Origin of the sequence: Vibrio sp. IB15 (assembly GCF_016406055.1) — a bacterium.
In the GTDB taxonomy this organism is placed as follows: Bacteria; Pseudomonadota; Gammaproteobacteria; order Enterobacterales; family Vibrionaceae; genus Vibrio; species Vibrio chagasii.
Map to the genome: position 1 here is coordinate 76771 of NZ_JAEFCE010000001.1, position 25788 is coordinate 102558.

Below are 25788 nucleotides of genomic sequence, written 5' to 3' on the forward strand. Positions count from 1 at the left end.
TTATGTGTGAATCCTGTTATCACTGCGGTGAAGATGTACCAGCGGAAACGGATTTTGAAGTCGAGATCTTAGGATCGCCTCGTAAGATGTGTTGTCCGGGCTGCGAGACTGTAGCTCAGACAATCGTTGATAGCGGTTTGGTTTCTTACTACCAATACCGTACCGCTCCCGCTGAGAAAGCGGATCTAGTGCCAGAACAACTTCTGGCACTCAGTCATTATGATAATGAAGACGTTCAATTGGAGTTTGTAAGGAACTCTGAGAATGTTTCTGAAGTGACATTGTCACTAGAGGGTGTTTCATGTGCAGCATGTGCATGGCTAATCGAGAAACAAGTCTCTTCAAAACAAGGTGTTGGTAGCATCCGGGTGAACACCACCACCAACCGCGCCCTACTTAGCTGGGACAACACGCAAGTTAAATTGAGTGAGTTGTTATCGGCGGTCCATACCTTAGGTTACAAAGCTGCGCCTTTCGAGGCTGACCAACAAGAAGCTGCCTATCACCGCTCAATGAAGAACTACCTCTATCGTCTTGGCGTTGCTGGTTTAGCAACCATGCAGGTGATGATGCTGGCGGTCGCACTATACCTTGAAGTATTTGGCAATCTTGAGCCTGAGTTTAAAAACTACTTCCGCTGGGTAAGCTTGATCTTTGCAACGCCGGTATTGCTTTATTCTGCTCTGCCATTCTACATCAATGCATGGCGCAGTATTAAGGGGCGAACGCTGGGTATGGATGTGCCTGTGTCGATTGCGCTGCTGTTTGCTTACGTTGCGAGCTTGGTGGCAACCGTGACAGAGAAAGGAGAAGTTTTCTTCGAATCTATTTCGATGTTTACCTTCTTCCTTCTGCTTGGTCGTTTCTTAGAGATGAGAGCGCGTCGTAAAGCGGCGGCAGCGAGTGGTAATCTGCTTAAGCTCGTTCCTGCAATGGCGACAACGTTAGATGGCGACCAAGTTCCAGTAAAAACCTTAAAGGTAGGCGATCAGATTCGCGTACTACCGGGTGAGCATATTCCTGCGGACGGTAAAGTACTTTCTGGTCGAGTTCACATTGATGAATCCATGCTGACTGGCGAATCTATCCATGTCGTGAAAAACGAAGGCGATACTGTCTTCGCTGGCACGTTGAATGGTGACGAGTCATTTGAACTGGAAGTGATGACATCAAAAGCGGACTCGGTCATCTCTAATATCGTTCGTCTTCAAGATGAAGCACAGTTGTCTAAGCCTCGTATCGCGGAGATTGCAGATATTGTGGCTCGTTACTTTGTAGCGGTTATTTTGATTATCTCTTTCGGTACTTGGTTCTACTGGCACCAAACTCGTCCAGAAGATGCATTCTGGATCATGTTATCTGTACTGGTAGCGACTTGTCCTTGTGCTCTCTCACTGGCTACACCGACTGCAATTACTTGTTCGACATCCCGTATGGGCAACTTTGGTATTTTACTGCGTAAAGGCCACGTATTCGAAACCTTGTGTAAAGTAAATCACTTGATCATCGATAAGACGGGTACATTGACTGAGGGTGATATTCGTATCAGCCGTGTGGAAACTTTCTCTGAGCTTGATAAAGAGACGTGTTTAAAAGTGGCTGCGAGCCTAGAACAGCATGCTAACCACCCTATTGCGAAAGCATTCAAGACTCACGTGTCAGATGATGTTGAAGTCGATGCAGTAAACAACGTTATCGGTTCAGGTATTACTGGTGACTGGAACGGTCAAGAAGTTGCGATCGGTAGTAGCGAGTTTATTCTTGGTGAAGCTCAGCCAACACAAAGCAACGGTATCTACTTGTCGATGGCTGGACGTCATATCGCAACCTTCACTTATGAAGACCCGATTCGTAAAGAAAGCATCGAGTTCATCCAAAAATTCAAAGAAGCGGGTATTAAAACTACCCTGTTGACTGGAGACTCCTTGATTAACGCGAAGCCTGTGGCTGAAGAAATTGGGATCACCGATATTGTCGCGAACGCGAAACCAGAGGATAAGCTTGCTTACCTTAATTCTCGTGATGAAAAAGACATTACCATGATGGTCGGCGACGGTATTAACGATGCGCCTATCCTTGCGGGTGCTCACCTTTCTGTCGCTATGGGCGGCGGAACAGATGTAGCAAAAGCCTCTGCAGACATGGTTTTATTGGGCGACAAGCTTGATAGATTACTTAAGTCCCGTACATTGGCGCTAAAAACGCGTAAGATAATCCGCGAAAACCTAGCATGGTCATTGGGATATAACCTACTCATCCTTCCATTGGCTGTAGCGGGTTTGGTTGCCCCATACATTGCCGTAGTTGGCATGTCTGCAAGCTCTATTATTGTTGTGTCTAACTCATTAAGGCTTTTAAAAGAGCAAGGTAAATAATGGAAAGTTTATATATCCTGATTCCCATTGCGATTGTGCTAGTGTGTATCGCAGTTGGTATTTTTCTATGGGCCGTTAAGAGCGAACAGTTTGAAGACCTTGAGCGTCAAGGTCACAACATTTTGTTTGATGAAGACGAAAAGGCCCATGCTCACTCTGACAGCAAGCCTGTTAAGAATGATAAAGCCAATACAGAAAGCCCAACTAACCTAGATAAAAAGAACGATGACGCCTGATTGGATCGGAGCCTTTGTTGTCGGACTGATCGGCGCGGGCCACTGCATGGGAATGTGTGGTGGCATTGCGTCGCTCCTTTCAATCGGCAATACCAAACCTTCCTCGGTTATTCCCCTACTTTACAACCTTGGTCGCCTACTCAGCTATGCCGTTATTGGTGGTGTGATCGGCGGTGCTATCTCTTCAATCGGTCAACTTAGCGATTTCAACGCGCTACTTAATTGGCTTCGTTTGTTTGCTGCCATCTTTATGATCATTTTGGGTCTGTATATCGGTAAATGGTGGTTTGGCTTATTGTTCTTTGAGAAGGTCGGTCAGAAGCTGTGGCGTTATATTTCACCAGTCGGTAAGTCTTTCCTTCCACTCAAGCATCCAAGCCACGCTCTGCCGTTTGGTTTCATTTGGGGTTGGTTACCGTGTGGTCTAGTATACTCTATGCTGACTTGGGCGGCTGTCTCAGGCAGTTGGTATAATGGAGCGGGAATCATGCTCGCATTTGGCTTAGGAACGCTTCCTGCGATGCTGACGGTTGGTATGGGTGCTAGCTTCCTCAAGAAATTGCAACAAGCTGACTTATTTCGTCAACTCGGTGCGATTTTAATCTTGATTTACGGTTTCTACTCTGGATATATGGCACTGCAGCTCATTATTTATACCGTATAGCCATTCTTTAAATCCGGTTTTTTTACTACCCAACTGGATAAAGGAATGCTAAAATATTGACGTATATCAAATAGTGAAAGATTGTTATGATTTCTGAAAAGCCTGTAACGAAACGTGTCCAATCTGGTGGCTGTGCGATCCATTGCCAGGATTGTAGTATTAGCCAACTTTGTATTCCGTTCACTTTGAATGAATCTGAACTTGATCAACTTGATCAGATCATTGAGAGAAAAAAGCCTATTCAAAAAGGCCAAGAGTTATTTAAAGCCGGTGACGAGCTTAAATCTCTCTACGCTATTCGCTCTGGAACGATCAAGAGCTACACGATTACCGAGCAAGGTGACGAACAGATTACTGCATTCCACCTAGCGGGCGATCTTGTTGGCTTTGACGCGATCACTGGTGACCTACACCCTAGTTTCGCACAAGCACTAGAAACTTCTATGGTATGTGAAATCCCGTACGAGATTCTTGATGACCTATCAGGAAAAATGCCGAAATTGCGTCAGCAAATTATGCGCCTGATGAGTAACGAGATTAAAGGCGACCAAGAAATGATTCTGCTTCTTTCTAAAAAGAACGCGGAAGAGCGTCTGGCTGCATTCCTTTACAATCTTTCAACTCGCTTCTCTCAACGTGGTTTCAGCCCACGTGAGTTCCGCTTAACGATGACTCGTGGCGATATTGGTAATTACCTAGGTTTAACGGTTGAAACGATTAGCCGTCTTTTAGGCCGTTTCCAGAAAGCAGACATCTTGAGCGTTAAAGGCAAATATATCACTATCGAAGATCACGATGCGCTGATGGAACTTGCTGGCGTTTCAAAAGAATAGTCTAGATATCAATGATGTAGTTCAATAATGAGCTACATCATGTTTCTCTCTTAAAACCTCTTTTATTTCTCTTAATCTCCCCATAACTACGCTACATTATTTATATGTTCGGTCTGAAAAGTAGGCTTAGTTATGAGTATCTATAACAAAATTTTAGTTGTCGCAGACATTAATCACGATGAGCAACCTGCTCTAGTTCGTGCTATCCAACTTGCTAAGAAAAGCACCTCAACAAGCCATATCACTTTCTTTTTGTCTATCTACGACTTCTCGTATGAAATGACATCTATGCTCTCTGTCGATGAACGAGACGCAATGCGCAAGGGCGTGATTCATCAGCGTGAAATCTGGATGAACAAAGTAGCACAGCCTTATCTAGATGATTCTATCGAATTTAATGTGCAGGTGGTTTGGCATAACCGCCCTTACGAAGCCATCATTGCAGAGGTATACAGTGGTGGTCACGATATCTTGATTAAGGGCACGCGCAAGCACGACACCTTGGAGTCGGTTATCTTCACGCCGACTGATTGGCACCTATTGAGAAAATGCCCTAGCCCTGTACTGCTCGTTAAAAACGATTTCTGGCCAGAGCACGCGAAAATTTATGCGTCCGTTCACGTAGGCTCAGAGACAGAAGCGCATTTAGAACTTAACGATACTATGGTTGATCGACTCCTCGAGATAACTGGTCGTTTGGATGCGGAACCTTTCTTAGTTAACGCTTACCCAGTCACTCCGGCGAATATCACTATCGAACTGCCTGAGTTCGATCCTACGTCTTACACCGATGCAGTTCGTGGTCATCACTTAACGGCGATGAAGGCACTGCGTCAGAAGCACGGTATGTGTGAAGAGCAGACCGTTGTTGAGCAAGGCTTACCAGAAGATGTGATTCCACGTGTCGCGTCTGAAAATAACGCTGCAATGGTAATCTTGGGTACAACCGGTCGTACCGGCTTATCTGCGGTGTTCATCGGTAATACTGCGGAGCATGTTATCGATAAGATTAACTGTGATGTTTTGGCGCTTAAGCCATCTGGTTACGTGAGCCCACTCGACCCTAACCTTTCGAAAGGTTAATGTGTTTAAGCAGACGAACTTAACGGCGAGTTCAACTTATAAAAAACGCCTCAAGCATTGCTTGAGGCGTTTTTATTTGTCTGTTGTAGGCGCATCTATTGCGCCATAACGAATATTCTTATTATACGTTCGTTACGTCGATGAACATTGACTCATCGATGTTAGAAGATGAAATTTCAGCTTCTTGGAATTCGTACTCTTCACGCTCGCCACTACGGTCTAGTGGAAGGTTTACGAAGTCAAACAGTTCGCGGTCAGCCAGTTGGCTTGGGCTAACGTTTTGAATTGATTTAAAGATCTTTTCAACACGGCCTGGTGTTTTCTTGTCCCAATCAATCAGCATTGCTTTAATGCTTTGACGTTGTAGGTTTTCTTGCGAACCACATAGGTTACAAGGAATGATTGGGAACTCTTTGTGTTCAGCGTATTTGATTAGGTCTGTTTCACGACAGTAAGTCAGTGGACGAATAACAACGTTACGACCATCATCAGAACGTAGCTTAGGTGGCATAGCCTTTAGACGAGCGCCGTGGAACATGTTAAGGAACATAGTTTCCACGATGTCATCCATGTGGTGACCAAGAGCGATCTTAGTCGCGCCAATCTTCTCAGCGAACGAGTACAAAGTACCGCGACGCAGACGAGAACATAGACCACACGTTGTCTTACCTTCTGGAATCTTCTCTTTAACTACTGAGTACGTATCTTTATCTACGATGTAGTAAGGAATGTTCAGCGTTTCAAAGTATTCAGGAAGAATGTGCTCAGGGAACCCTGGTTGTTTTTGATCTAGGTTTACCGCAACAACATCAAATTTGATTGGTGCTGCTTCACGTAAACGTAGCAAAATATCTAGCATCGCAAATGAATCTTTACCGCCACTGATACATGCCATTACCACATCATTCTCTTCGATCATGTTGTAGTCGATGATGGCATTTCCAACATTTCTTCTCAGACGTTTCTGAAGTTTGTTGAATTCTAGTACTTCTTTTCTATTATCGTTTTGGTTCATTGCGACTCTCACACCGTCGTATTACCGACTGTAGATTGCTAGTGGGACTGTTTTAGGGCGTGGATTATACGGATTTTTATTTCATGTTGAAATAGTAACGGTAGGATAAACAAGGTGACTGGTTGAAAGATGCCACTTTATCTAGTGATAACCGCTCATCTTTCATAAAAAATGAGCTTCAAAAGCGCAAACCACGCTGGTTGTAGGAAAAGAAAAGCAGCCTAACTTGGTTTGAGTTGGCTGCTTTACATTGTTTTGTTTAGATTAACGCCGTGTGGTCAATCGCCAAACAAAGGCTATTGAGCCGGAATGTAAGGTAACACACGAGTTGTCGCTTCTGGTAACGTGATGCTGTCACTTCCATTGAGTTCTTCTAGTGTGAACTTAGCGCGCCCTTGGGTAATTGGGAGCTGCTTGCCGTTAGAAAGCGTTATGTTACCTTCAAGCTTGTCTGCAAACTCAAGCGTTAACCCTTGGATGTCCGGGGTGAACCAGCTTGAGAACATACCGCTTACGTCTTCTAACATTGCTTGCATCTGTGGTAACAGGTTTTCCAGCTGTACAACCTCAACCGTTCCGGCTAAAGGTGCTTTAGTCATAACAACCAAGGAGTATGCGCACTCTTGTTCTTTTGTTTGCACAAAAATAAGCGGGTTTGCTGAACGAAGGTTTTGGTCTACTGGTAGCAGAAGCTCGTTAGCTGGAGAGACTTTCAGCTCTTCGTAGTGTTCTTCTTTTTCCATCCAAGCTTTGCTGATATGACAGGTTGTTTGGGCTTGCTGATCGACAAAGAAGACTGCAACTTTAACGTCATCATGCCCTTCTTTGGTATTATTTTTAAGCTGTGTGTAAAGCTTAGAATAGGTAAACATGTATTCTTGCGCTGCAGCAGGTAAAGAGATCCCTAGGCTTAGAGAAGCTAATAAAGCGAGTGCTGTCTTTTTCATTGTTATAGTCTTGTCGAAGTTGAGCGTTTATAAATAGAAAGAGCAGCCAATGAGCTGCTCTTTATGTGATGTTATTTGGTCAAACTTACCGTTTAAGCTCGCCAAATGACTATCAAATCGAGTTACTTTTTCCAGTATACCTCGTTGTGACGGATCATAGCTTGTAAATCAGTCACATAGTCTGAACCTCGCTCAGAATATTTTAGCAAGCCGTTAGTGAGCTCTGTTGCGGTTTCGGTTGTTAACAGATCGTCGCCCTGTGCCGCTAGTTTTGCGCGAATAGCTCTTAGGTCTGCATAAGCGCGGTTTCGGTTTAGGTTCATGAAGTAACGGTGCACAGACTCTTGGCTTGAAGAGAATGTTGCCACTTCATGTGAGCTACCTTCGTTACGTTGTAGCGGAACTAGGCCACAACCTTTGGTGTAACACCAATGACCAAAATAGTTATTCGCTTTAGTGGCGAAACGAGATGTACCCCAAGCCGATTCATTGGCCGCCTGAGTTAACACAAGCGCTTCAGGTAGCACGTTTACACGATTCAACATTTCTTTCAGCCAAGCGTCATCTATGCCCGTTGAAGGTACCGGCAGGCTATACAGTTTCCCTAGTCGCTTTGCGTATGACGCATCTTCAGAGTCAACATTGTTCATCCCCGCTTCTGAAAGCTTGGTTAGAAACGCACGTTCTTTCGTGATTCGCTTGTTTTCGATGTTGATACTTGAGCGAAGATAAGAAAAGAAGGTGTCTTTCTTTTCATTTACATCTTCAATCGCTGCGAAATCTGGCTTATCAGAAAAGACGGTCAAATCACCAAAGTTTTGCTCTGAGTCTGGAGCCTTTTGCCCTGCTCGCCTGCGCTCTTCTTCTTGTTGGTAAAGTATTGGGCCAACTAACGAGATTGAGCCAACTAAGGCTAATGCTGTCACTTTTAGCGCAAGTGATTTACTTGCGCTTGATTTAGAGTTGTTATGCATCGAATACCTGTGGGTCTTTGTTGTTGCTACCGTTGTGGTCGTCGTCGCTCTTTGGTCTGTCTGACGCAATCAGTTTGAGTTTAATGCCAAACATCTCACGGTAAAGAATGCCTTTCACGTGGAAGAAGAAAGGTAAAACGAAGATAAGGCCAATGCCGTACATCATTGCCGCGACGATGAACATCAGCATTACTAATAGGTAGATAGAAGCAACGGTGAAGATTTTCTTGTTTACAGCACGCAGAGAAAGTAGCAGCGATTGCATTGGTGGTACTTTCTTATCGCAAATCAACAGGATTGAGTGGCTGAACGCAAGCGAGAAGTAAATCGACAGAAACGGCAGAATCATACCTGCAATACCTTGAAGCATCAGACTGAACAGAGTCACAAGAATTACTGGAATCGTAAACTGTAAGCCTTTGCCAATGTGGCGTACTTTGGTCTGTAGACCAGCTGCGTGGCTCATCGCCATCAAACAGATACCTGCATAGATAGGCGCGCTGATAACTTCATAGCTGAAGTTGGCAATAAAAATGGACTCAACAATTTGTGGAGTAAACGCCTCAGGATCGATAACCGCGTCTAAGATAACCGCAGGGTCACCCAGTTGCAGTTTTAATGCGATATAAAAAATAGCCAGTTGCACGAACATCAGAGCAACAATCGCAGGGGAAAACGAAAGAAAGTGACTTACCGTATGTTTCCATGCCTCTTGGAATACAGCCGTTGCTTTGAGCTCATAATCGCCAGAAAGTGCACGGTCGATACTACCGCCCAAATTAAAATCTTTTTCGATGTCGTTGTTCATAGTGATACCTAGGTGCGCCAATTAAACTGAGCCACCTAACTTATTGATAAAAAATTACCTTCATTATACTCATATGTCGGATACAAACTAAAATATGAATCTGTAACAAGGCTTGCTTTTGTATCTTGATGGTTAATAATTAGACACTTGTTGGGGCGTAAACCCAGTAAATAACAGTATGGTAAAGGATGTTTACTTTTACCTGCGAAATTTTTTATCTTCGAATGGTAAAAAATGCTTTGATTTCACGTTTTTGGTGATTATGATTCGCGCCTCAAAGGTGTATAGCAACAGGTTCTCAAACAGAACCAAGGTGGAGAAAAACAGACGTTGAACGCTAAAAAATCAGTAGGAAAACCAGTAGTACAGCTAACTGGTATTAGTAAAAGCTTCGATGGTAAGGAAGTCATCGGCAATCTTGATCTAAACGTAAATCATGGTGAGTTTCTCACGATTTTAGGCCCATCAGGTTGTGGTAAAACAACGGTACTAAGAATGATTGCGGGTTTTGAAACGGCAGATAGTGGTCAAATACTACTAGCTGAACAGAACGTAACCCACGTCCCTGCTGAACAAAGGCATGTTAACACTGTATTCCAAAGCTATGCCCTATTCCCACATATGACCGTTTTCGAAAATGTGGCATTTGGCTTACGCATGCAGAAAGTTCCAAACAGCGAGATTGAACCTCGTGTAATGGAAGCTTTAAAAATGGTGCGCCTAGAGCAGATGGCACAAAGAAAACCACACCAGCTTTCTGGTGGTCAACAGCAACGTATCGCAATCGCTCGTGCTGTTGTTAATAAGCCTAAAGTTCTTTTGTTGGATGAATCTCTGTCTGCTCTGGATTACAAACTTCGTAAACAGATGCAAATCGAGCTGAAGCAACTTCAGCGCCAACTTGGTATCACGTTTATTTTTGTAACGCACGACCAAGAAGAAGCACTGTCTATGTCTGATCGTATTATTGTTATGCGTGACGGCGTGATTGAGCAAGATGGCACACCAAGAGAGATTTACGAAGAGCCTAAGAACCTTTTTGTAGCTCGCTTCATTGGTGAGATTAACGTATTCGATGCGACACCGACATCTCGTTTAGATGAAAAACGCATTGTTGCGACAATTGAAGGTGAAGAGTCCATTATCTACCACGATAAGGCGATCACTTCTGGTCAAAAACTGCAGGTATTGCTTCGCCCTGAAGATCTTCGTATTGAAGAGATTAAAGAGTCTGAGCAACGCGGTATTGTTGGCCACATTGTCGAGCGTACCTACAAAGGCATGACTTTAGATTCAGTTGTAGAACTAGAATCCGGCATGCGCGTAATGGTAAGCGAATTCTTCAACGAAGATGACCCTGATGTTGATCACTCACTGGGCCAAAAAGTTGCAGTAACTTGGGTTGAGAGCTGGGAAGTGGTATTAGAAGATGAGCAAGAAGTTTAATTTACAAAACGCGATTGTTGCTTTAATCACAGGTTGGTTGGTGCTGTTCGTGATGATTCCAAACATCATGATCATCGGTACCAGCTTCTTAACTCGTGACGAAGCAAACTTGATCGAGATGACCTTCACTCTCGATAACTACATCCGTTTGGCCGACCCGCTGTATTTTAAAGTGCTGATGCACTCTTTCTATATGGCTATTATCGCGACGCTATTGTGTTTGATCATTGGCTACCCGTTTGCCTACATCGTGGCAAAAATGCCTGAGAAATGGCGCCCTTTCATGCTGTTCTTGGTGATTGTGCCATTTTGGACGAACTCTTTGATTCGTACCTACGGCTTGAAGATAGTACTGGGGACTCAAGGTGTCTTGAACAAAAGCTTACTAGCGCTAGATATCATCGATAAGCCGCTGCGTATTATGTACACAGAAACGGCGGTGATGATCGGCTTGGTGTATATCCTACTGCCATTCATGATTCTTCCGTTGTATTCAGCGATTGAAAAACTTGATGACACGTACCTAGAAGCAGCAAAAGACTTAGGCGCAAACAAGCTTCAAACCTTGTTGAAAGTTGTTCTACCGTTAACAATGCCTGGCATCATCGGTGGTTGTTTATTAGTACTTCTTCCTGCGTTAGGCATGTTCTATATCTCTGACTTGCTAGGCGGCGCTAAGAACTTGCTGATTGGTAACGTGATTAAGAGCCAAGTACTCAACGCCCGAGACTGGCCGTTTGGCGCGGCAACGAGTATTGCGCTGACGGTTGCAATGGCAATTATGCTTTATGCCTACTACCGAGCAGGCAAGCTATTGAATAAGAAGGTGGAGCTAGACTAATGGGTCGCACAGTTAAGTTCAGCTTTATGGCGCTGGTATACGCTTTTCTATACCTACCTATTATCGTATTGATTGCGAACTCATTTAATGCCAACAAGTTTGGTATGAAATGGGGTGGCTTCACCACCAAGTGGTATGACGCGCTTATTAACAACGACAGCCTAATGCAGGCTGCGTGGCACTCGATTAACGTAGCGGTGTTCTCAGCGACAGCCGCAACGATTGTCGGCAGCCTGACAGCCGTAGCCCTATTCCGTTACCAATTTAAAGGTAAAGGCGTAGTCAATGGCATGTTGTTTATCGTAATGATGTCACCAGATATCGTAATGGCAATCTCGTTACTGGCTCTGTTCTTGGTAATGGGTGTGCAACTAGGCTTCTTTACCCTACTTGCTGCACACATTACGTTCTGTTTGCCGTTTGTTGTTGTAACGGTTTACAGCCGTTTGAATGGCTTTGATGTGAAAATGCTTGAAGCAGCAAAAGACTTAGGTGCAAGTGAATGGACGATTCTAAAACAGATCATCCTGCCACTTGCTAAGCCTGCGGTTGCTGCGGGTTGGTTGTTGAGCTTCACACTGTCTTTGGACGATGTGATCATCAGCTCTTTCGTAACCGGTCCAACGTATGAAATCTTGCCACTGAAGATTTACTCTATGGTTAAAGTAGGTATCTCTCCAGAGGTTAACGCCCTAGCAACAGTGATGTTAGTGGTGTCGCTAATACTGGTGATTATTTCTCAGTTGTTAGCGAGAGAGAAAATTAAGTAAGCCTCCTACTCTTTAACGAGGTTAACTTGATAAGAAGTTGAGAAACTTCATGTTCTACAAAAAGTGTTAATCATAAACAGAATGGTAAATTGCCATTCTGTTTTTCTATCTACTGCCTGAGGGCAACGTTTAGTTTGGAGCTAACGTCAATGAAAAAATGGGCTACTCTATTAGCTGGTAGTGCATGTGCGCTTTCAATGTTATCTGCACCGTCTTTTGCGAAAGATAACAAAGAATTGGTATTCATGAACTGGGGACCTTACATCAACAGTGAGATCCTAGAAAAGTTCACCGATGAAACTGGCATCAAGGTGATTTACTCGACTTACGAGTCGAACGAAACCTTGTACGCAAAGCTAAAAACACACAACAAAGGCTATGACCTGGTTGTGCCGTCGACTTACTTCGTATCTAAGATGCGCGACGAAGGTATGCTACAAAAGATCGACAAATCGAAGTTGAACAACTTCAAAAATCTGGACACAAACTACTTGGATAAGCCATACGATCCGAACAATGATTACTCTATTCCACACGTTGTTGCGATCACTGGTCTTGCTGTGAATACAGACATGTACGATCCAGAAGATTTTCAAAGCTGGGCTGATTTATGGAAGCCAGAGCTTGAAGGTCAACTGATGATGATGGATGACACTCGTGAAGTGTTCCACATTGCTCTACGCAAGTTAGGTTACTCAGGCAACACAACTAACGAGAAAGAGATCGACGAAGCGTACGCTGAGCTACAAAAGCTAATGCCAAATGTTCTAGTATTTAACTCAGACAACCCTGGCGCACCATACATGTCTGGTGAAGTTGGCCTTGGTATGCTTTGGAACGGTTCTGCAGCTGCGGCTCAAAACGAAGGTCTACCAATTAAACTGGTATTCCCTAAAGAAGGCGGCATCGGTTGGGTTGATAACTTTGCAATCAGCTCTGGCGCAACAAACGTAGAAGCGGCTCACAAGATGATCGACTTCCTACTGCGCCCAGAAATCGCTGAGCAAATTTCTCGTGATACTGGCTACCTAACAGCAGTGAAAGCTTCTAACGAGAAGTTCAAAGACAGCCCGGCTCTGTTTCCGTCTCAAGAAGACCTTGATCGTGTTGAATGGCAAGCTGCGGTTGGCGATAAGACAGTGAAGTACGAAGATTACTTCATGAAGCTTAAAGCGGGTCAATAACTGTCTCATTTGACTAGTCTTAATCGACAATCAATCAGTTAAAAACAACAATATCAATGAATAGGCAGCTTAGGCTGCCTATTTTATTTCATCACTGCTATAATATAGCGCGATTTTTCGAAATCCATTTACTTTGGGTTCACTACCCAGCTTCAAATCAAACAAATGAACGGAACAGTAATGAAAAAAACACTGTATACCGGCGCATTGTGTGCTGCTACTTTACTTTCTACACCCTCTTTCGCAGCTGACCAAGAACTGTATTTTTACAACTGGTCTGAATATATTCCAAATGAAGTGCTAGAAGACTTCACAAAAGAGACGGGCATTAAAGTTTATTACTCTACTTACGAGTCTAACGAAAGCATGTACGCTAAGTTAAAAACTCAAGGTACGGGTTATGACCTAGTTGTTCCTTCTACTTACTTCGTTTCAAAGATGCGTAAAGAAGGTATGCTTCAAGAGCTTGATAAAACCAAGCTAAGCCACTTTGCTGATTTGGATCCAAACTACTTAGATAAGCCATTTGACCCAAGCAACAACTACTCTATCCCATACATTTGGGGTGCAACGGGCATTGGTATCAACTCAGACATGCTAGACAAATCTTCAGTGAAAAACTGGGGCGATCTGTGGGATACACAGTGGGAAGGTCAGCTGATGATGATGGACGACTCTCGTGAGGTTTTCCACATCGCACTATCTAAACTGGGTTACTCTCCAAACACAACTAACCCAGAAGAGATCAAAGAAGCCTACGAAGAACTTCGTAAGCTAATGCCAAACGTATTGGTATTTAACTCAGATTTCCCAGCGAACCCTTACCTTGCTGGTGAAGTGTCTCTTGGTATGCTTTGGAATGGCTCTGCTTACATGGCACGCCAAGAAGGCGCAACGATTGATATCATCTGGCCAGAGAAAGGCGCTATCTTCTGGATGGACAGCCTAGCGATTCCTTCAGGTGCAAAGAACATCGAAGCGGCTCATAAAATGATCGACTTCCTTCTTCGCCCAGAGAACGCAGCTAAGATTGCTCTAGAGATCGGTTACCCGACTCCAGTGAAGACTGCTTACCCTCTTCTTCCAAAAGAGTTTGCTGAAGACAAGAACGTTTTCCCACCACAATCAGTGATGGATAACGGCGTATGGCAAGATGAAGTTGGTGAAGCGAGCGTCATTTATGACGAGTACTTCCAAAAACTAAAAGTAAACAACTAAGTTTGTTACTGATTGGTGACTAAAGCGGCGTAAGCCGCTTTATTTTTATCTACACTTTATATAGGATTATATTAAATCGTATATGGTGCGATTTAATATGAATGCGAACCCTATTCTACTGATTGTGACTCTGATGCTTGTGGCGTCATTTTTGATGTTAGCCTTGAGCTCGTTCATCCACATAGATTCTAATTACGACCTGTTTTTCGAAACCAACACCCTCGTGATTACGATGTATATCTACTACGTTGCTCGTCACGCCATTCGCCCGCACAAAATCCTTCGCTATGGTGCTCTACTACTCATTTTTAACCTATTTTATGATGTCACCACTGAGCTTAAATACCTCGACGAATGGCTGACAGAAACGAGTTAATCGACACCTTTCTAGAAGATGGCTTGTTGCAGATAGCCTTCCTACTTCTTGCCTATGGCATTACTGAACTTACCCAATTGAAAGATCAAAGTAAGCAAGATGAGCTAACGGGTTTATACAATCGTAAAAAGTTCGATGCAATCAAACTGAAAGAGTTCGAGCTCATCTACTTCGATTTAGATGGATTGAAAAAGGTGAATGACCGCAAAGGCCACAAGGTTGGTGACTTAATGATTGTGCGCTTCTCTCAAGCATTAAGCCAAACCGTTTTAGAAGATGAAATGGTATTTCGTGTGGGTGGCGATGAGTTCGTCGCGACTGCACAATTGGGGCGTGGCGGCGAGTTCGTGAGCCAAGTCAGTAATCTGCTTCATGGTGAAAATATCTCTTTCTCTTACGGTATTGAAGTGACGAATCAAGAGAATTTTCAACAAGCGTTGGAAGAATCAGATAAAGCCATGTATGCGATGAAGGAAGCTCGACGCTCCGTCACTGCAGACGTTTCATTGGCACAAGGCAAGATTTCAAACCGTCAGAAAAACAAAAAACAAACACCTTTCTGAGCGCTTATTTGCATTCAGATATGTGTTTGCTTCCTTTTTATGTTCGTTCGACAGTGTGGCAGTATTGATTAAGCGGTTAATGAGCCTCTCTCAACCGACAATAGCTCACTCACCAGTTTTGGTACTTCGATACTGGCTTTGCCGTAGCGCTTCTCTTCAAATTCACTCTCAACCGCACTTGGTTCAAGGTTTATCTCTATCGTGTGTGCGCCATGCATTTTAGCGTCATGTACAAACCCCGCAGCTGGATACACAACACCAGATGTACCAATCGAAATAAACAGATCGGCTTCTTCAAGAGCTGAATAGATGTCACCCATTCTTAGCGGCATTTCACCAAACCAAACGATGTGTGGACGCATTTGTGCCGGGATTTGGCAACAATGACAAAGCTCACCCGTTTCGATATCGTCTTTGTGCTCTACAACTTGATTAGACTCACTGCAACGCGCTTTCAACAATTCACCATGCATGTGAATAATGTTGTTACTACCGCCTCTCTCGTGCAAGTTGTCGATGTTTTGCGTGATGATAGTAACGTTGCCATCAAGTTTCTCTTCAAGCTCGCCTAGTGCCTTGTGAGCGGCATTTGGCAAGATGCTCTCGCTTTGTAAGTCGTGACGACGTTTGTTATAGAAGGCTTGTACAAGGTCTGGATCTTTTGCGAATCCTTCAGGCGTCGCGACGTCTTCGATTTTATGGTTTTCCCATAGCCCGTCTTGTGCTCGGAATGTTTGTATCCCCGACTCCGCAGAAATGCCGGCACCAGTAAGAATTACGATATTTCGATATGGGAAATGCATATAACGTCCTTTTCAATATGTCACTTTGTAACAGCTTAGCACTGTTCAAATTCCAACAATAGTTTTGGGGATTAGACCATAGTCTTACCCAACTGAATTCATTAGCTATTTGTGACATAACTCGCTTGTCGTTTGCCTTCTCTTCTCAAAAACACACTCACACTGATTTCGATAAATGCAAAAAAGCGGCCGGAGCCGCTTAGTAATGATTCAAAGGTAATTTACTTATAGTGATTTAAAAATCACACAACCCATAAAAGCTAGTCTTCATTGATAGAAGAGATCTTATGGATTGAAAGATCCGCACCGTTGAACTCGTCTTCTTCGTTTAAGCGCAACCCTGTCATTTTGCTCAATACGCCGTATACGATTAACGCGCCGATGAGAGCAACAGCAACACCTGCTACTGTACCAACTACCTGAGAGGCAAAGCTTACGCCGCCTAGGCCCCAAAAAACTTGTTGGCCGAAGATACCTGCAGCAATACCACCCCAGGCGCCACATACGCCGTGTAGAGGCCATACACCCAATACATCATCAATCTGTGTTTTGTTTTGCATGTAAGTAAATAGGTAAACAAACAAAGCGCCCGCCACGCCGCCAGTAATCAGAGCGCCTAATGGGTGCATTAAGTCTGACCCTGCACAAATTGCTACTAAGCCAGCCAAAGGACCATTGTGAATGAAGCCTGGGTCATTTTTACCTGCAACAAGAGCGGCAAGAATACCACCGACCATTGCCATCAGTGAGTTCATCGCTACCAAGCCACTAATACCGTTGATAGCCTGTGCTGACATTACGTTAAACCCAAACCAACCGACACATAAGATCCACGCGCCCAATGCTAGGAAAGGAATGTTCGATGGTGCGAAGTTGGTATGTTTACCTGCACGAATGCGGCCTTTACGCATTCCTAAGAAGTAAACTGCAACCAAAGCGATCCAACCGCCAACGCCGTGAACCACGACAGAACCCGCAAAGTCATGGAATCCATAACCAAATTGACCTTCTAGCCAATCTTGGAAGCCAAAGTTACCGTTCCAAATGATGCCTTCGAAAAATGGGTAGACGAAACCAACGGTAAATAATGTTGCAATTAGGATTGGATAGAAACGCGCACGTTCCGCGATACCACCAGAAACTATTGCAGGTATTGCTGCTGCAAAGGTCATTAGGAAAAAGAACTTAACCAATTCGTACCCATTACCTTGGGACAATGTTTCTGCGTCGGCAAAAAAGTGCGCGCCGTAAGCCACCCAATAACCGATAAAGAAATAAGCGATGGCGGAGACACCAAAGTCTGAAAGGATCTTAACCAGCGCGTTGACTTGGTTCTTCTTTCGCACAGTACCGACTTCGAGAAAAGCAAAGCCAGCGTGCATCAAGAAGACCATGATCGCGCCGAGTAAGAGGAATAAAGTATCTGAACTTTGGGTAAGGGTTTGTAATGCACTATGAACTTGAGTCACCGTTTCACTCATTAAAGCATTCTCCTTCGCTTTATCTGATTTGCACTGATATCGTGCGATCCAATGTTGTAATTAATTAAAGACTCAACAGTGAAGGCAAGATGTGTTCCAAGTGCGAAGGGTAATTTTCGTGCAACAGATTTTATTTTTAAATTACTGATTATTATTGACTAAATATTTAGGTGCACTTTTATGGATCTTGAAAATCGAAAAAATCACAGCGACAATTGCACCAAATGAGGGAGTTGCACCATATTGAAGCGGTCAATAATTAGGTTCTGAACCAGAGAGTGGCTGCGACTATTTACGGTTCGAGAGGCTTAAAACAAAAAGCCCAGTGAATCGATCACTGGGCTTTGCTTGCAAGCTTTAGCTAATGCACTGGCGTTACAGGTTTGGTCCTGTAGACGGGTTTTGCGGTAAGTTTTGACTTAAACGTTGCATACCTTGATACATACGGATAAACCAAACCACAATAGCGATACCACCAAACAAAATACCTACGTACGGAATGTAGTAAGCGATATCATCGATAATATGGTTTTGATACCAGTAATCGTTCACGCCGATTAACACGCCGTTTGAGGTTGCTACCGTTACGATAAGAACCACAAAGAAGGTTAGGTTCAAGAAGAACGAGCGGATTAAGCCATAGTAATGCGTATCAACGACTTCGCCGTCTTCGCCTTTATCCAAACGATAGCCCGCGTAGATAATTGCAATCACACCAGAGATAAGACAAGTAAATGGTGTGAAACAGCTTAGGATGTAAGCAACCCAAATACCTTTATGAGGTTTGTTCATTCTTATTCACCTCTTCACTCTTCTCTGTTGCGACATTAGCGTTTTGTTCAACACCGTTTTTCTCTTGTTCCATTACTTCGTTGTACCAAAGGTCATGGTGCTCTTTCGCCCAGGTTTCATCAACTTCACCGGTTACCATGCCTTCTAGTGCGCCTTCCATACCGAACAGGCCGATATAGATATGGAACACAAAACCACAGATAAGGATCAGAGCTGCCAACATATGAACTAAGTTTGAAAGCTCCATATCACGGCGAGTTTGACCAAAGATTGGGAAGTCCAATACCAAACCACTGATTGCAGCGACACTACCCATAACGATAAGTAGCCAAAACAGCGCTTTTTCACCGGCATTTGAGAACTCTGCAGACGGGTGAGAACCTTTATGCTTCCCTACCATACCGCCAAGTTTCAAGAACCACTGGATATCCACTTTCTTAAAGATCGACTTGCGCCACCACTTGATAAGAACAGCCATCAACAGCACATAGAAAATTGGGCCGATGTAGTTATGGTATTGCTTAGCCAGTAGAACGATGAAGCCCCATAGATCCGTTGGGATGTATGGTTTCAAGAAGTGTTTACCGTAAACCAACATCAAACCACTGAACGCCAGTGTTAAGAAGGTAAACGCCATGCTCCAGTGCAATGCACGGTCAAGTCGAGACCAACGTTTGATCTTACTGCCTGTTCTTGGTGCACTTAGCATTAGCGGGCCAATCACAAAGTACATCAGAGTGACAAAAGCAATACTGCCAAAGATAGCCACGGCACCGGCTGGTGACATCCACTTCTCTTTTAGTATGTACCAAGTTTGACCTGGAGTACTGATGAGTACGCCATGCTCAGGAGACTGAGATGTGGTGTAACCTGATTGTCCATCTCTAACTTGTCGCCAGTAATCCGCACCAGCAAGTTGAACCACTTCTCTTTCAGCTGAGCTTGCTTGAGTTTGTGATGAGTTCGTCTCAGATGCATGACTCATAGGAGAAAGCATTGTTAGTGCTGCCAACATTGGCAGCACAACAAGGAAGAGACGCTTAAACATTGTAAGCATATGTCTCTCCTACTTAGCTCTTAGTTGCGTCGTAAGACAGGTCATTACCGTCTGTCCAACCCGCGCCTTTCGCACCACGTTCAACAACACGCTGACGGAAAACATCAGAAACCTTCTCTGCGTCACCCGCAAGCAGTGCTTTGGTAGAACATAGTGAAGCACACATTGGAAGCTTACCTTCAGCAATACGGTTCGCACCGTACTTCTGACGCTCTTCTACAGAACCTGGCTCTGTTTCTGGGCCGCCAGCACAGAAGGTACATTTGTCCATCTTACCGCGCTCACCAAATGCTTCCTGTTTAGGGAATTGAGGTGCGCCAAACGGACAAGCAAACAAGCAGTAACCACAACCGATACAAAGATCTTTGTTGTGAAGCACGATGCCGTCTTCTGTATGTTCAAAACAGTCTGCAGGACACACTGCCATACATGGTGCATCAGTACAGTGCATACACGCTACTGAGATTGAGTTTTCACCCGGTTCGCCATCGTTCAATGTCACAACGCGACGACGTTGAATACCCCATTCCAGAGCATCATCATTTTCATTCTTACATGCAGTGACACAACCGTTACATTCGATACAACGCTTGGTGTCACAAAGAAATTTCATTCTAGCCATTTTAAGACTCCTTACGCTTTACGAATATTACAAAGGGTTACTTTCGTTTCCTGCATCAAGGTGACAGGGTCGTAACCATAAGTGGTTGCTGTGTTAGCAGCTTCACCAATAACGTAAGGATCAGTGCCTTCTGGGTATTTAGAACGCAAATCTTCGCCTTGGAACTTACCACCGAAGTGGAATGGGATGAATGCCAGACCCGGTTTCACACGACGTGTAACCATCGCTTTCACCTTAATACGGCCCTTCTCTGCACCCTCAACCCAAACATCGTCACCGTCTTTAAAGCCGATGTCGTTTGCATCTTTCGGGTTCACTTCAACAAACATCTCTTGCTGTAGTTCTGCTAGCCAAGGGTTAGAACGGGTTTCTTCACCACCACCTTCGTACTCAACCAAACGACCAGAGGTCAGGATAATCGGGTATTCGCCAGATTTGTCTTGCTCTTGAATCGACTTGTAAAGCGTAGGAACACGGAAGATAGCTTCTTTGTCGTCCCACGTTGGGTAATCAGCAACTAGGTCGCGACGTGGCGTGTAAAGTGGCTCACGGTGCAGTGGTACACGGTCTGGGAATGTCCAAACAATCGCACGTGCTTTCGCATTACCAAATGGGATACAGCCGTGTTTAATTGCCACACGTTGGATACCACCTGAAACGTCAGTCTTCCAGTTTTTGCCTTCAGCAGCCGCTTTCTCTTCTGCAGTTAGATCATCCCACCAACCCAGTTGTTTCAGTAGTTTGTCACTGAACTCTGGGTAGCCGTCTTTGATCTCACAGCCTTTCGAGTAGCTGTCTTCTGCCAACAGGCTTTGACCTTCAAACTCAACACCGAAACGAGTACGGAAGTTACCACCACCTTCAGCAACCGTCTTAGAGGTATCGTAAAGGATGTGTGTACCAGGGTGTTTCATCTCTGGTGTGCCCCAACATGGCCAAGGTAGACCGTAAGTCTCGCCATTTGCTGGACCGCCTTCTGCTTCTAGAGACGTTTTGTGGAACGTATGCCAGTTCTGTTGGTGCTCTTTCAAGCGTTCAGGGCTTTGACCTGTGTAACCAATCGTCCACATACCTTTGTTGAATTCACGTGTAATGTCTTCAATCAGAGGTTGGTTGTTCTCAACACGAATGTTCTTGAACAGCTGATCAGAGAAACCAAGCTTCTTAGAAAGCAGGTACATGATTTCGTGGTCAGGTTTAGATTCGAACAGAGGCTCAACGACTTTGTCACGCCATTGTAGAGAACGGTTTGACGCCGTTACACTGCCGTAGGTTTCAAATTGAGTCGTTGCTGGTAGCAGGTAAACGCCGTCTGTACGATCGTTCATTACCGCTGCAACCGTTGGGTATGGGTCAACAATAACCATCATATCCAGCTTCTGCATCGCCTTCTTCATCTCTGGACCACGCGTCTGAGAGTTCACTGCGTGACCCCAGTAGAACATCGCGCGGATGTTTTCGCGTTGACGAATCTTGTCTTTGTCTTCAAGTACGCCATCAACCCAACGAGATACAGGAATACCTGCACTGTTCATTGGTTTTTGACCACCGTATGCGTTGTCGTCGAAACGGCCTTTAACCCAGTCAAAGTCGATATCCCAAACTTTTGACCAGTGACGCCAAGAACCTTCAGACAAGCCGTAGTAGCCTGGAAGTGTGTCAGAAAGTACGCCAAGGTCAGTTGCGCCCTGTACGTTATCGTGACCACGGAAGATGTTTGCACCGCCGCCTGATTTACCGATGTTACCTAGCGCAAGCTCAAGTACACAGTAAGCACGTGTGTTGTTGTTACCAGTCGTGTGCTGAGTACCACCCATACACCAAACGATACAACCCGGACGGTTTTCAGAAAGTAGTTTCGCTGTGTGGTATACGTCTTTTTCACTAACACCAGTTACACGTTCAACTTCTGCTGGGCTCCATTTCGCTACTTCTTCACGGATCTCGTCCATGCCGAATACACGTTGTTTAATGAACTCTTTGTCTTCCCATTGGTTTGCAAAGACGTGCCATAACACACCCCAGATAAACGCAACGTCAGAACCTGGACGAAGAGAAACGTAGTGATCTGATTTCGCAGCAGTACGCGTACGACGAGGATCCGCAACAACGATCTTACAGTTGTTCTTCTCTTTCGCGATCAAGATGTGTTGCATCGCTACTGGGTGAGCTTCTGCTGGGTTTGAACCAATGAACAGCATCGATTTACAGTTGTGCATGTCATTGAACGAGTTTGTCATTGCACCGTAACCCCAAGTGTTCGCAACACCGGCTACTGTGGTTGAGTGACAAATACGTGCTTGGTGGTCGACGTTGTTCGTGCCCCAAAGCGACGCCATCTTACGGAATGCGTAAGCTTGCTCGTTACTGTGTTTCGCACTACCTAGGAAGTAAACTGAATCAGGACCAGACTCTTTACGAAGTTCTAGCGCTTTGTCACCGATCTCTTCAATCGCTTGTTCCCAAGAAAGCTTCTTCCACTTACCGCCTTCCAATTTCATTGGGTACTTAAGACGACGTTCACCGTGGCCGTGCTCACGAAGTGCTGCACCTTTCGCACAGTGTCCACCAGCGTTGAATGGGTGATCGAACGCAGGCTCTTGACCTGTCCAAACACCGTTTTGAACTTCAGCGTAGATACCACAGCCCACAGAACAGTGAGAACAGATAGTACGTTTTACTTCTGTTTTCGCTTCTGGGTCGACTGATTTAGCCTGTGCTTTCTTCATCATGCCTGGTGCAAATAGACTTGCGCCTACGACTGCGCCACCAGCAGCTAATGAAGTATTTTTCATGAAGGCACGTCGAGACACACCTAGCTGATTGGTTTCTTTGCTCACACTATCGGAGCGTTTGACAAGTTTCATCCGTTATCTCCTAAAGTGTGTCGTAGTAATCGCGAATGTGTTGCGTTTCACGATAGCCAGTCTTCTTCACGTCTTCTTTCGAAATTTCAACAGTTTCTGAAGCGGTTGCCACTTTAGTTGTACCTGCGACAACGGCACCAGCAACGGCTGCAGTCGTCAAGCCTTTGAGTAGATCCCTACGGCTTGTGTTTATATCTTTATTATCTTTCATCATTGCTTCCTTACCTTACGGTAGATCTTTTTTTGGAGGCTTAATGCCCCTCTATCGATATAATCGCGTACTGCTCGATTACTCGTAATCAGTGACGTTTTTCACATCAATCTTTAATTTGTGCTTACTGCTTTTTGTATTCACGCTAAAACGCACTTGTTCTAACGTTAAGAATGCTTCACAAAGCTGAGCGGCCGATTTGTAGAAGTTCGCGCTTTCTGCACCTGCAAGCTGACGCGTGAAAGAGTTAAACCAAGGACCAAGGTGCTTATTGAATACCGCTTGTTGCAGTGCTTCTTCCTCAGCCGTTAGCATCGCCATCACTTCACAAAGCGCTGCGATGTGGTCTTCTGGCTCTTTCACTTGATCATCACGTTCAATGCCTAAAAGCTCTAAATCATGACGAATGTCAGCCAATGGTTTTTCCATCATGGCGCCCGTGCGATGCCAAGAACCAAATGGAACGACCTCTCCGCGACCAATGCCGATGAACAAGTCTTGATATTCATCTTCCAGTGCTTCGCGGTTTGATTCTGTTGCTGCTTGTTGAATGGCAATCCAAGCTTTCTGCATTGCGCTTTCTGACGATTCAATATCGAGCGTTTTTAGAAAGTCGATCACCTCTTCAGAAGGTGCGCTACGAAACAGTGCAGATAGAACTAAATAAATCTCAGTTCTTAGTGTCTGTTCTTGTGCCTGATCCAAATTCGTTTCCAAGGCTAACTCCTAGTATTTCAATTGTTTCAATGGGTCTTGAGCCATTGAATCAAACATATCCACTACACGGCAGTCTTCACACATAGCAATACGATTAATCGCTGCTTCATCTGAAAAGTGAGAGTGACCGCGTAACTTGTTCTGTAGCATGTCAATCATAGACTGAGGCGCAAATGGTTTATGGCAACGTACACATTCAGCTGCTTTCTCTTCATGAATCACAACCGCTTTCTGACGCTCTTCTTTCACCCAGTTCATACGAGGCGTAAGAGTCAGAACATTTTCAGGACATGCCTTCTCACACAGGCCACATTGAATACAGTCTTGTTCTACAAACTTAAGAGATGGAGAAGCTCCGTCGGTATGAAGTGCACGTGTTGGACATACAGCCACACAACTCATACACAACGTACAATCTTTGCTATCACACGAAACGTTTCCGTATGGAGCGTTTGACGGAAGCTCAACAATATTCTCAACAGGAATACGAGCTGAAGACATTGCATCAAGTGCTGTGAATAGACGTTGACGCTTATTACCTTGAAGATCGCCAAGTGCAAGGTCGAACGAATCCACACAAAGTGTTGGAGGACCTTCACGTAGAGATTCTAAGTACAGAATATCGATGGTTTCTTTCGGAATACCGATTTGGTCTAGTAGTTCTTGAGCAATCCCTACTTCGTTATTCAGAACACGAATGATCGTTTCTGGCATAAAGCGAGATGCTGCAAACAGAACTTGAGTCGCACCATTAACCAATGCTGCAAACCAAGTATCGATACCAATAGATGGCAACTCTTCGACAACAATAGGAATCACGTTATCTGGTAGCGCTTTAAGAGCCATCACATTGTAGGTTTCATGACGTGAACTACAGATAAGCACAATTGGGTCCAAACCGCCCGCTTGCTCGTAGTTAGCTAGCGTACGTTCAATGAATTTTTGAGTATCATCAGGATTAGGCAATGCGTAAGAGATAGCTTCTGTCGGACAGCTCGTTGCACAAGTACCTACGCCTTGGCATAGATAAGGGTTGATCTCAATCTTGTGACCCGTCTTATCAGAGCCTTCACTTGAAAGTGCGCCAGCAGGACAAGCATCAACACAACGCTCACAACCTTTAACACCACGAGAACTGTGTGCACATAGGTCTGTATCCAAACGGAAGAACTTAGGCTTATCAAACGTGCCCATTAACGTAGGAATCTCTTCTAACGCTTCAGCCAGCTTTGGATAACCGCGCCCTACCGGGTAATAACCAGGAACTGGCACTTCTTCTGTCATGCAGCTATTCAGACATAAATCCAAAACCACATCAAAACAGTCATGATTGATTGCTACTTTCGCAAGGTTATTGGTTAGGCCTTTGTTCTCGATTAGAACTTCGAACGTACCAAGGAATCCAGAAACCTGAACAGCATTTGCGTAGTAAAGCTCTGACTCAGCATTTTTCGCTTTCGCACCGTCTGTTGAAAGTAGTGTCAGGCTTGTTAACTGAGGCAATTGAGCCGCAGCACTTTCAATGATCGCAGTTGGACCAATAATTAGCGTATTACCACCACTTTCATAACTTACTGTCGGTGGAATTAGGTTTGTTAACTCAACGGTATTCTCAAACGCATACAGTCTCGCCTTTGCGTTATTTGAAGTTGCTTGTTCTAATAATTGTTTAAGCATTGCTCAGTTCCATTTTTGGATATGGATAATCTGTTCAATCTTCATTGTAGTTAGCGTTGGAGAACTTGCTGAGTATTCAGTTAACAACGTATGGTCTCGTTAACTATTCATTTACTCGTCAAGTTTACGCGAGTTATCTACAAAAAAGTCGATAATGGACTAGTTTTAGCAAATGCCGTGCCAATTTAATAATTCAATATTTTCAATGGATTAGATTAAATTTAAATC

General features: G+C 44.4%; 23 protein-coding genes and 1 pseudogene. 11 read left to right on the plus strand and 13 right to left on the minus strand.

Annotated features, from left to right (window positions below):
• Positions 1-2: 2 nt before the first annotated feature.
• The 5 genes from JC606_RS00380 to uspE all read left to right on the plus strand — a co-directional run bounded on the left by JC606_RS00380 (position 3) and on the right by uspE (position 5191).
• Positions 3-2375 carry a heavy metal translocating P-type ATPase gene (locus tag JC606_RS00380; RefSeq protein ID WP_137406453.1) on the plus strand — a complete coding sequence of 791 codons (2373 nt, stop codon included), beginning with the start codon at positions 3-5 and terminating at the stop codon, positions 2373-2375.
• Positions 2375-2611, plus strand: a complete 237-nt coding sequence (gene ccoS / locus JC606_RS00385) for a cbb3-type cytochrome oxidase assembly protein CcoS (RefSeq protein ID WP_102425549.1) — start codon at positions 2375-2377, stop codon at positions 2609-2611. The genes JC606_RS00380 and ccoS overlap by 1 nt, the downstream gene beginning before the upstream one ends.
• Positions 2601-3275 (plus strand): sulfite exporter TauE/SafE family protein, encoded by a 675-nt coding sequence (locus JC606_RS00390; protein ID WP_137406452.1) that lies wholly within the window; start codon positions 2601-2603, stop codon positions 3273-3275. Before ccoS ends, JC606_RS00390 begins: the two co-directional genes overlap by 11 nt.
• A gap of 86 nt (positions 3276-3361) precedes the next feature.
• Positions 3362-4108, plus strand: coding sequence for an FNR family transcription factor (locus JC606_RS00395; protein WP_017632474.1), 747 nt, complete (start codon positions 3362-3364; stop codon positions 4106-4108).
• Positions 4109-4240: 132 nt separating this feature from the next.
• Positions 4241-5191: a universal stress protein UspE gene (gene uspE, locus JC606_RS00400; protein WP_008221946.1), complete on the plus strand. Its 951-nt coding sequence runs from the start codon at positions 4241-4243 to the stop codon at positions 5189-5191.
• A gap of 121 nt (positions 5192-5312) precedes the next feature.
• On the opposite strand, the gene ttcA is transcribed toward uspE, so the two are convergent.
• The 4 genes from ttcA to JC606_RS00420 form a co-directional block, all read right to left on the minus strand.
• A complete protein-coding gene (gene ttcA / locus JC606_RS00405) occupies positions 5313-6206 on the minus strand; it encodes a tRNA 2-thiocytidine(32) synthetase TtcA (RefSeq protein WP_008221945.1) in 894 nt (297 codons plus the stop codon).
• Positions 6207-6502: 296 nt separating this feature from the next.
• Positions 6503-7153: a DUF2987 domain-containing protein gene (locus JC606_RS00410; protein ID WP_137406451.1), complete on the minus strand. Its 651-nt coding sequence runs from the start codon at positions 7151-7153 to the stop codon at positions 6503-6505.
• A gap of 122 nt (positions 7154-7275) precedes the next feature.
• Positions 7276-8127, minus strand: a complete 852-nt coding sequence (locus tag JC606_RS00415; RefSeq protein WP_137406450.1) for a glucosaminidase domain-containing protein — start codon at positions 8125-8127, stop codon at positions 7276-7278.
• Entirely contained in the window at positions 8120-8935 is an 816-nt protein-coding gene (locus tag JC606_RS00420) for a membrane protein (protein WP_004742282.1), read from the minus strand. Before JC606_RS00420 ends, JC606_RS00415 begins: the two co-directional genes overlap by 8 nt.
• A gap of 330 nt (positions 8936-9265) precedes the next feature.
• Here JC606_RS00420 and potA point away from each other — a divergent pair, with 330 nt between their 5' ends.
• The 6 genes and pseudogenes from potA to JC606_RS00450 all read left to right on the plus strand — a co-directional run bounded on the left by potA (position 9266) and on the right by JC606_RS00450 (position 15333).
• A complete protein-coding gene (gene potA, locus JC606_RS00425) occupies positions 9266-10381 on the plus strand; it encodes a spermidine/putrescine ABC transporter ATP-binding protein PotA (protein ID WP_137406449.1) in 1116 nt (371 codons plus the stop codon).
• The gene (gene potB / locus JC606_RS00430; protein ID WP_105024887.1) at positions 10365-11222 is read left to right on the plus strand and encodes a spermidine/putrescine ABC transporter permease PotB; all 858 of its coding nucleotides are present in this window, start codon (positions 10365-10367) and stop codon (positions 11220-11222) included. The genes potA and potB overlap by 17 nt, the downstream gene beginning before the upstream one ends.
• Positions 11222-11992, plus strand: coding sequence for a spermidine/putrescine ABC transporter permease PotC (gene potC, locus JC606_RS00435; RefSeq protein WP_004742279.1), 771 nt, complete (start codon positions 11222-11224; stop codon positions 11990-11992). The genes potB and potC overlap by 1 nt, the downstream gene beginning before the upstream one ends.
• A gap of 149 nt (positions 11993-12141) precedes the next feature.
• The gene (locus JC606_RS00440; RefSeq protein WP_128160546.1) at positions 12142-13176 is read left to right on the plus strand and encodes an extracellular solute-binding protein; all 1035 of its coding nucleotides are present in this window, start codon (positions 12142-12144) and stop codon (positions 13174-13176) included.
• A 180-nt stretch (positions 13177-13356) separates the two neighbouring features.
• The gene (locus JC606_RS00445; protein WP_008217941.1) at positions 13357-14394 is read left to right on the plus strand and encodes an extracellular solute-binding protein; all 1038 of its coding nucleotides are present in this window, start codon (positions 13357-13359) and stop codon (positions 14392-14394) included.
• A 97-nt stretch (positions 14395-14491) separates the two neighbouring features.
• A pseudogene (locus JC606_RS00450) lies at positions 14492-15333 on the plus strand (GGDEF domain-containing protein).
• Positions 15334-15401: 68 nt separating this feature from the next.
• Here the strand turns inward: JC606_RS00450 and cobB are convergent.
• The 9 genes from cobB to JC606_RS00495 all read right to left on the minus strand — a co-directional run bounded on the left by cobB (position 15402) and on the right by JC606_RS00495 (position 25560).
• A complete protein-coding gene (cobB, locus tag JC606_RS00455) occupies positions 15402-16136 on the minus strand; it encodes a Sir2 family NAD+-dependent deacetylase (protein WP_137406448.1) in 735 nt (244 codons plus the stop codon).
• 260 nt (positions 16137-16396) lie between these two features.
• Positions 16397-17617: an ammonium transporter gene (locus JC606_RS00460; RefSeq protein ID WP_198777577.1), complete on the minus strand. Its 1221-nt coding sequence runs from the start codon at positions 17615-17617 to the stop codon at positions 16397-16399.
• A gap of 375 nt (positions 17618-17992) precedes the next feature.
• Complete coding sequence (locus JC606_RS00465; protein WP_137406446.1) at positions 17993-18409, minus strand: hypothetical protein; 417 nt, start codon at positions 18407-18409, stop codon at positions 17993-17995.
• Positions 18393-19466, minus strand: coding sequence for a formate dehydrogenase subunit gamma (locus tag JC606_RS00470; protein WP_137406445.1), 1074 nt, complete (start codon positions 19464-19466; stop codon positions 18393-18395). Before JC606_RS00470 ends, JC606_RS00465 begins: the two co-directional genes overlap by 17 nt.
• Positions 19467-19479: 13 nt before the next feature.
• Entirely contained in the window at positions 19480-20088 is a 609-nt protein-coding gene (fdh3B, locus tag JC606_RS00475) for a formate dehydrogenase FDH3 subunit beta (protein ID WP_004742271.1), read from the minus strand.
• Between the two features lie 11 nt (positions 20089-20099).
• Positions 20100-22955: a formate dehydrogenase subunit alpha gene (locus JC606_RS00480; RefSeq protein WP_137406443.1), complete on the minus strand. Its 2856-nt coding sequence runs from the start codon at positions 22953-22955 to the stop codon at positions 20100-20102.
• A gap of 10 nt (positions 22956-22965) precedes the next feature.
• Complete coding sequence (locus JC606_RS00485; protein WP_008217926.1) at positions 22966-23166, minus strand: twin-arginine translocation signal domain-containing protein; 201 nt, start codon at positions 23164-23166, stop codon at positions 22966-22968.
• Positions 23167-23244: 78 nt separating this feature from the next.
• Positions 23245-23883: a TorD/DmsD family molecular chaperone gene (locus tag JC606_RS00490; RefSeq protein ID WP_137406441.1), complete on the minus strand. Its 639-nt coding sequence runs from the start codon at positions 23881-23883 to the stop codon at positions 23245-23247.
• Positions 23884-23892: 9 nt separating this feature from the next.
• On the minus strand, positions 23893-25560 hold the full coding sequence (locus JC606_RS00495) for a 4Fe-4S dicluster domain-containing protein (RefSeq protein WP_198777578.1): 1668 nt from the start codon (positions 25558-25560) through the stop codon (positions 23893-23895).
• Positions 25561-25788: the final 228 nt, after the last annotated feature.

What these genes read in the sequence shown, in the direction of transcription:
- JC606_RS00380 (WP_137406453.1), top strand. Translation starts at nt 3, where the DNA reads ATGTGTGAATCCTGTTATCACTGCGGTGAAGATGTACCAGCGGAAACG.
- ccoS (WP_102425549.1), top strand. Translation starts at nt 2,375, where the DNA reads ATGGAAAGTTTATATATCCTGATTCCCATTGCGATTGTGCTAGTGTGT.
- JC606_RS00390 (WP_137406452.1), top strand. Translation starts at nt 2,601, where the DNA reads ATGACGCCTGATTGGATCGGAGCCTTTGTTGTCGGACTGATCGGCGCG.
- JC606_RS00395 (WP_017632474.1), top strand. Translation starts at nt 3,362, where the DNA reads ATGATTTCTGAAAAGCCTGTAACGAAACGTGTCCAATCTGGTGGCTGT.
- uspE (WP_008221946.1), top strand. Translation starts at nt 4,241, where the DNA reads ATGAGTATCTATAACAAAATTTTAGTTGTCGCAGACATTAATCACGAT.
- ttcA (WP_008221945.1), bottom strand. Translation starts at nt 6,206, where the DNA reads ATGAACCAAAACGATAATAGAAAAGAAGTACTAGAATTCAACAAACTT.
- JC606_RS00410 (WP_137406451.1), bottom strand. Translation starts at nt 7,153, where the DNA reads ATGAAAAAGACAGCACTCGCTTTATTAGCTTCTCTAAGCCTAGGGATC.
- JC606_RS00415 (WP_137406450.1), bottom strand. Translation starts at nt 8,127, where the DNA reads ATGCATAACAACTCTAAATCAAGCGCAAGTAAATCACTTGCGCTAAAA.
- JC606_RS00420 (WP_004742282.1), bottom strand. Translation starts at nt 8,935, where the DNA reads ATGAACAACGACATCGAAAAAGATTTTAATTTGGGCGGTAGTATCGAC.
- potB (WP_105024887.1), top strand. Translation starts at nt 10,365, where the DNA reads ATGAGCAAGAAGTTTAATTTACAAAACGCGATTGTTGCTTTAATCACA.
- potC (WP_004742279.1), top strand. Translation starts at nt 11,222, where the DNA reads ATGGGTCGCACAGTTAAGTTCAGCTTTATGGCGCTGGTATACGCTTTT.
- JC606_RS00440 (WP_128160546.1), top strand. Translation starts at nt 12,142, where the DNA reads ATGAAAAAATGGGCTACTCTATTAGCTGGTAGTGCATGTGCGCTTTCA.
- JC606_RS00445 (WP_008217941.1), top strand. Translation starts at nt 13,357, where the DNA reads ATGAAAAAAACACTGTATACCGGCGCATTGTGTGCTGCTACTTTACTT.
- cobB (WP_137406448.1), bottom strand. Translation starts at nt 16,136, where the DNA reads ATGCATTTCCCATATCGAAATATCGTAATTCTTACTGGTGCCGGCATT.
- JC606_RS00460 (WP_198777577.1), bottom strand. Translation starts at nt 17,617, where the DNA reads ATGAGTGAAACGGTGACTCAAGTTCATAGTGCATTACAAACCCTTACC.
- JC606_RS00465 (WP_137406446.1), bottom strand. Translation starts at nt 18,409, where the DNA reads ATGAACAAACCTCATAAAGGTATTTGGGTTGCTTACATCCTAAGCTGT.
- JC606_RS00470 (WP_137406445.1), bottom strand. Translation starts at nt 19,466, where the DNA reads ATGCTTACAATGTTTAAGCGTCTCTTCCTTGTTGTGCTGCCAATGTTG.
- fdh3B (WP_004742271.1), bottom strand. Translation starts at nt 20,088, where the DNA reads ATGGCTAGAATGAAATTTCTTTGTGACACCAAGCGTTGTATCGAATGT.
- JC606_RS00480 (WP_137406443.1), bottom strand. Translation starts at nt 22,955, where the DNA reads ATGAAACTTGTCAAACGCTCCGATAGTGTGAGCAAAGAAACCAATCAG.
- JC606_RS00485 (WP_008217926.1), bottom strand. Translation starts at nt 23,166, where the DNA reads ATGAAAGATAATAAAGATATAAACACAAGCCGTAGGGATCTACTCAAA.
- JC606_RS00495 (WP_198777578.1), bottom strand. Translation starts at nt 25,560, where the DNA reads ATGCTTAAACAATTATTAGAACAAGCAACTTCAAATAACGCAAAGGCG.